The organism is Sphingomonas sp. (assembly GCF_035317925.1).
GTDB lineage: Bacteria > Pseudomonadota > Alphaproteobacteria > Sphingomonadales > Sphingomonadaceae > Sphingomonas_I.
Genome location: NZ_DATHFV010000020.1, coordinates 1 through 5,825 on the forward strand (window position 1 = coordinate 1; position 5,825 = coordinate 5,825).

Genomic DNA, 5,825 nt, shown 5'->3' on the forward strand with positions numbered 1-5,825 from the left:
CGTCACCAGCCAGCGTCCGTCATCGTCGGGCAGCATCGAGAAACCGAACCCTTCGGACGCGCGGCCGGCGTCGCGCGCCTTGCCGATCGCGATCTGGAGCGGGTCGATCGCGTAGACGTGACTGTCGCCCAGCGACGCCAGCATCTCCCCCAGGATCGTGTAGAAAGCCGGGCGATCCGGGGCTGCCACGGCGAGTGGCCGGAAATGGTCGCGCGCATCGGCCCAGGCCTCGCCGGTCTTGCTGTGATCCCAATAATGGCGACCGACGAGTTCCCACGCGCGATCGAACACGCGGGCTTCGAGTTCGGGCGTGTAGGCCGGGACCGCCGCCTTGAGCGGCATCGCGGCGAGGACGAGGGACGCAACCAACCGTTTCATGGGGTGTCGAACGCGCAATGCAGCGTCAGGCTGCGCGTAACCGCATAATAGATGATATCGGCGCAGCGCGAGAGACGGTCAGCGCCGATGATAACCGCCGGCCAGGCATGCTGCCGTTGCAGATGGCGGCTGACCACGACGTCGTCGGCGCGGCTCGGGTCGGCGGGCAATTTCTCGTCGCCCGGAAAATCGGAAATCCGCACCAGTAGCGGGTCGATACGGAAGCCCGCGAGCAGGCCCGGCCGGGCAAAGGCAATGGCGCGCGCGGGCCGCGAAATCCCGAAGGCCAGCACGACATGGCGCGATGGCCCGTTCCAGCGCCCGCCCCAAGCCCGCGCGAGCGTTGCGCCCGCCGCTGCGGTGCCCACGGTTTCATCCTGGTCGAGTGCGAAGCGCAGCCGCACGTCGCCCGCGTCCGTCGGCGCCGACAGGCCCGTTGTCGGGCTCACCGTGAGCAACAGGTTCAGGCTGGCGGTAGGGACCGGGGCTTGCCTCCGCTGCCAATGGACCGAAGCATAAGGCAGCAGATCCGGCCCGATCACGCCATCGACGCCGGCGCAGCAATCGCGGCCATGGTCGGCGACCTGGCTCGGCACGACGCGGCCGGCAATCGTCATCGCCACCAGCGCGATACGGCTGCTCAATTGCACGCGCCCGACGTCGAGTGCGTAGCCATCCTCCCATTTCACCGTCAGGCGCGCGGCGGCGGCGGGGTTGAGCTCGATATTGTTCTGCCGATCGAGGTCGACGCGCAGCCGCAGCGGCACGCCCGCAATCTCGACCGCGACCACTGGATCGGCGGCGTCGAGCACCAGATCGCCCAACGGCGGCTGCGGCGCGCGCGCCGCGATCAGCAAGAGCGCGAAGGGCAGGGCAAATGCGCGGCTATACGCGGCCCCATGGCCTGGGCTAGGCTCGGCGCAACGCCAGCCGGGGAGCTTTATGCCCGACACCGAACTCGACGCCTTCATCACCGGCCTGCCGAAGGCCGAACTCCACCTCCATATCGAAGGCAGCCTCGAGCCGGAGCAGATGTTCACCTTCGCGCGGCGCAACCGCATCGAAATTCCTTTTTCCTCGGTCGAAGAGCTTCGCGCGGCCTACAGCTTCACGCAACTCCAGGACTTCCTCGACATCTACTATCAGGGCGCCAACGTGCTCCGCACGGAGGAGGATTTCCACGATCTCGCGCTCGCTTATTTCGAGCGCGCGCATGCCGACGGCGTGCTTCATGCCGAAATCTTCTTCGATCCGCAGACGCATACCGACCGGGGATTGCCCTTCGCGGTCGGCGCCAACGGACTGCTCGCGGGCATGAAGGCGGCCGAGGCGAAATATGGCCTCACGTCCAAATTGATCCTCTGTTTCCTGCGCCATCTCGATGAATCGGCGGCGTTCGCTACCTTGCAGGCCGCCGAACCCTGGCTCGACCGGATCGCGGCGGTTGGCCTCGACAGTTCGGAAATCGGGCATCCGCCCGAGAAATTCGCGCGCGTGTTCGCCGCCGCGGCCTCCGAAGGGCTGAAGCGCGTGGCGCACGCGGGCGAGGAGGGGCCGCCCGAATATGTGCTGGAGGCGCTCGACCTCCTCCATGTCGACCGGCTCGATCACGGCAATCGCGCGATGGAATCGCCGGACCTGGTCACGCGGCTCGCGCGCAGCGGGATGACGCTCACCGTCTGCCCGCTGTCCAATCTCAAATTGTGCGTGGTCGACGACGTCGCCCGCCACCCGATCCCGGGGATGCTCAAGCATGGGCTGCGCGCGACGATCAATTCGGACGATCCGGCCTATTTCGGCGGCTATGTTGCGGACAATTACCGCGCGATCGCGCCTTTGCTCGACAGGGAAGATCTCATCACGCTCGCCCGCAACAGCTTCCTGGGGTCGTTCCTGCCGGATGAGGCCGTCACCCGGCATCTCCGGGCCGTCAACGCCTTCGCCGCCGCGTGAGGCCGTCATGAGCGCAACCGAACTCTCCTTCATCCCTTATCCCGAATTCGTCGCCGACGTGCAGGCAGTGGCGGCGGCGCTGGAGGCGGATCAGTGGAAACCCGATCATATCGTCGGCATCGGCCGCGGTGGGCTCGTGCCGGCGGCCTATCTGTCGCACCGCACCGGCATCTCGCTGCTGTCGGTCGATTACAGCTCGGGCGTGCCGAGCTTTGCCGAGGAATTGATGGAGAAGCTCGCCGTCGCTACGGGCGATGGCCGGACCATCCTGCTGGTGGACGATATCAACGACAGCGGGCGCACGATCGAGACGTTGCGCAAATCGCTGATTGATCATGGCGCGGTCGACGGCCGGGTGCGCGTCGCGGTGCTGATCGACAATCTCCGCTCCACCGCGAAGGTCGATTATCGCTCGCGCACGATCGACCGTTCGACCGACAAGAGGTGGTTCGTCTTCCCGTGGGAGGCGATGGCCGAGCGCCGCACCCTGCTCGAAGAGGCCGACGCAGTTCCCGAACGGCTCGCCTGAACCAAACCGATCCTATTCCCCTCTTAATCCCTGTTCCGCTTTCCAGACGGCGGCCCAGCAGAGGAGACTATCATGCGCAGACTGATCTTGATCGCCGCGGCGGCGCTGGCGCTTCCCGTCGCTGCCCAGGTGACCGCGCCTGACGTCGGTCCCGCCACCGCCGGCACGGCCGAAAACCATAGCGGCAGCGCCGATGTCGATGCCGGTACTACTGCGAACGATGTGTCCGCCACCGCCGCCAAGCCAGCGAAAGCCAAGGCCAAACACAAGCCGCGCACCACCGATTCTGCCGCCACCAGCGATAGGCCGCCGGTCGACAACAGCAATTATCTGCCCACGACGCAAAATCCGTATTGAGGAAACGCGCCGTTCGGTTGATCCCGGACGGCGTTCCCTTTCTGTTTCGACCGCGTTAGAAAGCGCGCATGGAGGAGCCGCCCCCGCGCAAGATCATCCATATCGACATGGATGCCTTCTATGCGTCGGTCGAACAGCGCGACAATCCGGAACTGCGCGGCAAGCCGGTCGCGGTCGGCGGCGCGCGCGAACGGGGCGTGGTCGCCGCCGCCAGCTATGAGGCGCGGGCCTATGGCGTGCGGTCGGCTTTGCCGTCGGTCACCGCGCGGCGGCGCTGCCCCGATCTGATCTTCGTCAAGCCGCGCTTCGATGTCTATTCGGCGATCAGCCGCGAGATTCGCGCCATCTTCGCCGCTTATACCGAGCTGATCGAACCGCTCTCGCTCGACGAAGCCTATCTCGACGTCAGCGGTGCCGAATCCGCGCGGGCCGTCGCCGAACAGATACGCGCCCGGATCAAGGCCGAGCTTGGTCTCACCGCTTCGGCCGGCGTGTCCTACAACAAGTTCATCGCCAAGCTCGCCTCCGACCAGAACAAGCCCAACGGGCTGTGCGTGATCACGCCCGCCAACGGCCCGCGCTTCGTCGAGAGCCTGCCGGTGTCGCGCTTCCACGGGGTCGGGCCCAAGACCGCCGAGCGGATGAAGACACTCGGGATCGAGACGGGGGCGGACCTGAAAGCGCAGAGCATCCAGTTCCTGAAGGCGCATTTCGGCAGCTTCGCCGACTATCTGTTCGGCGCCGCGCGCGGGATGGACGACCGTCCGGTCCGTGCCAATCGCGTCCTGAAATCGGTCGGCGCAGAGCGGACTTTCTTTCAGGACATGACTGATCCCAATGAATTAGCCGAAGCACTTGAGACTGTGCTGGAGGCATTGATGACGCGGGTCGAGCGTGCGGGCGCGTCGGGGCGCACCGTCACGCTCAAGGTCAAATTCGCCGACTTCCGGACCATCACCCGCGCGCGTAGCTTCACCGCCGTGATCTGTGACCGCGCGACGATCGGGGCCGCGGGGCAGGGCTTGCTGTCCGCATTATGCCCGGTGCCGCTCGGCATACGGTTGCTGGGCTTGACGTTGTCCGCGCTGGCCGAGGACGAGGACGAGCAGCAGCTCGGTCTCTCAATATAAGCGCGGCTCGATGCGATCGGCCGCGTCGAGCCCGCTCTGCCACGCGCCATGGGCGGTCGAATAATCGTGCGCCGAACAGGCTTCGCCCGCGAAGTGAAGGCGCTCGTCGGCAGGCGCTGCCAATATCGCTCTTTTGTCGGCATGACCCGGCAAAGCATGGCTGTAGGCGCCGCCGATCGTTGCCTCCTTATGCCACCAGCTGCCAGCGACCGGCTGCAGCCGTTTCGCGAAGTCGCTGCCCAACAGCGCGCTGATCTCCTCGATCGCAAAGGCGATACGTCCTACGTCCCCCGCTTCTTCCATCGCCCGCGCCGCGATCCCGCCGAAAAAGCATTCGATCAGCGGCCGCCCGAACGGGCGAAGATAATAGCTGCCGGTCAGCGCGCTGTGCGGGTTGCCGAGCAGATGCGTCTCGGGCGGCACCGCGTCGGCATCCTCCATTGCCAGGAACAGTTTGTCGACGCGGCCCAGCGGCAGGCACGAAGCGGCATGGAGATGGTCGTCCACCGCCGGCGTGAACGCGATATCGCCGCGCGCGAGGATGTCGGTCGGTACCGCGACGATAACCGCATCGGCGGTGATCCGTCCCTTGCTGGTCTCGATTCCGACGCGAGCGCCTTGATGGTCGATCGCCAGCACTTTCGTGGCGAGCGAGAGGGGAAGGGCACGCGCCGCGCCGCCGATCAGCGTTCCATAGCCCGCGGGCAGCCGCCAGTTCGTTTCCGAAGCGGAATCGTCGTACGCGAGCAGGTCTTTCGCCGATACGAAATCCAGCTCCGCGCCGTTCAGCGCGCCGCTGATCATGTCCAGATAAGGTCGCCACGGATGATCGCGTGCGATCGCCTTGCCCGCGATATCGTCCGGCGGCGGATTGTCGCGCAGGCTTTGGTCGAAGCTGTCATAGGTTTTCCAGGCCGCGCGCTGCTGCTCCGCGCTGAAGCCGAGATTGCGCAACTGATTGCGCCAGGCGGCGTGCGACCGGTCGATCGCCGCGTTCTCCGCTTCGGCGAAACGGGCGAGCGGATTGCGTTCGGCGGAATGGAGCCAGCCGCAGCCCAGATCGAGCGCCAGCCCTTCCACGGTGATGGTGTGCGCGCGGCCGCCGACGCGGTCCATCGCCTCGACCAGCAGCACCTTTCGTCCGCGATCCTGAAGGCGGCGTGCAGCCGCGATTCCGGCCGCGCCCGCGCCAATAATTGCTACCTCGATCTGCATCCGATCTCCCCCGATCCGGCTTGACCTGACCGTCAAAGAAGTTTCAGGCGTTACGTTCCAAACGGAGACAAAGCGTGCTCGCGATCCTGCAGAAGCTCGAGGAAAAACGTGCCCAAGCCAAGATGGGCGGAGGCCAGAAACGGATCGACGCGCAGCATGCCAAGGGCCGCCTGACCGCACGCGAGCGATTGGACGTGCTGCTCGACCCGGGCTCGTTCGAAGAACTCGACATGTATGTCGAGCATAATTGCGTCGATTTCGGC

7 protein-coding genes and 1 pseudogene are annotated in these 5,825 nt (G+C 65.9%); 5 read left to right on the forward strand and 3 right to left on the reverse strand.

Annotated features, from left to right (window positions below):
• Positions 1–378, reverse strand: a pseudogene (locus VK533_RS01185) (hypothetical protein); the annotation flags it as partial.
• The gene (locus VK533_RS01190) at positions 375–1,331 is read right to left on the reverse strand and encodes a hypothetical protein (RefSeq protein WP_324374213.1); all 957 of its coding nucleotides are present in this window, start codon (positions 1,329–1,331) and stop codon (positions 375–377) included. The pseudogene VK533_RS01185 and the gene VK533_RS01190, both read right to left, overlap by 4 nt.
• On the opposite strand from VK533_RS01190, the gene VK533_RS01195 reads away from it, so the two are divergent.
• The 4 genes from VK533_RS01195 to dinB all read left to right on the forward strand — a co-directional run bounded on the left by VK533_RS01195 (position 1,321) and on the right by dinB (position 4,347).
• Positions 1,321–2,331 carry an adenosine deaminase gene (locus VK533_RS01195; protein ID WP_324374215.1) on the forward strand — a complete coding sequence of 337 codons (1,011 nt, stop codon included), beginning with the start codon at positions 1,321–1,323 and terminating at the stop codon, positions 2,329–2,331. The two genes, VK533_RS01190 and VK533_RS01195, sit on opposite strands and share 11 nt — an antisense overlap.
• A gap of 7 nt (positions 2,332–2,338) precedes the next feature.
• Complete coding sequence (locus VK533_RS01200; RefSeq protein WP_324374217.1) at positions 2,339–2,860, forward strand: phosphoribosyltransferase; 522 nt, start codon at positions 2,339–2,341, stop codon at positions 2,858–2,860.
• Between the two features lie 72 nt (positions 2,861–2,932).
• Positions 2,933–3,217 carry a hypothetical protein gene (locus VK533_RS01205; RefSeq protein ID WP_324374219.1) on the forward strand — a complete coding sequence of 95 codons (285 nt, stop codon included), beginning with the start codon at positions 2,933–2,935 and terminating at the stop codon, positions 3,215–3,217.
• Between the two features lie 68 nt (positions 3,218–3,285).
• A complete protein-coding gene (gene dinB / locus VK533_RS01210) occupies positions 3,286–4,347 on the forward strand; it encodes a DNA polymerase IV (RefSeq protein WP_324374221.1) in 1,062 nt (353 codons plus the stop codon).
• On the opposite strand, the gene VK533_RS01215 is transcribed toward dinB, so the two are convergent.
• Positions 4,339–5,562, reverse strand: coding sequence for an NAD(P)/FAD-dependent oxidoreductase (locus VK533_RS01215; RefSeq protein ID WP_324374223.1), 1,224 nt, complete (start codon positions 5,560–5,562; stop codon positions 4,339–4,341). The two genes, dinB and VK533_RS01215, sit on opposite strands and share 9 nt — an antisense overlap.
• A gap of 122 nt (positions 5,563–5,684) precedes the next feature.
• Here VK533_RS01215 and VK533_RS01220 point away from each other — a divergent pair.
• On the forward strand, positions 5,685–5,825 hold a 141-nt coding region (locus VK533_RS01220; protein WP_414712269.1), incomplete at its 3' end, for a carboxyl transferase domain-containing protein.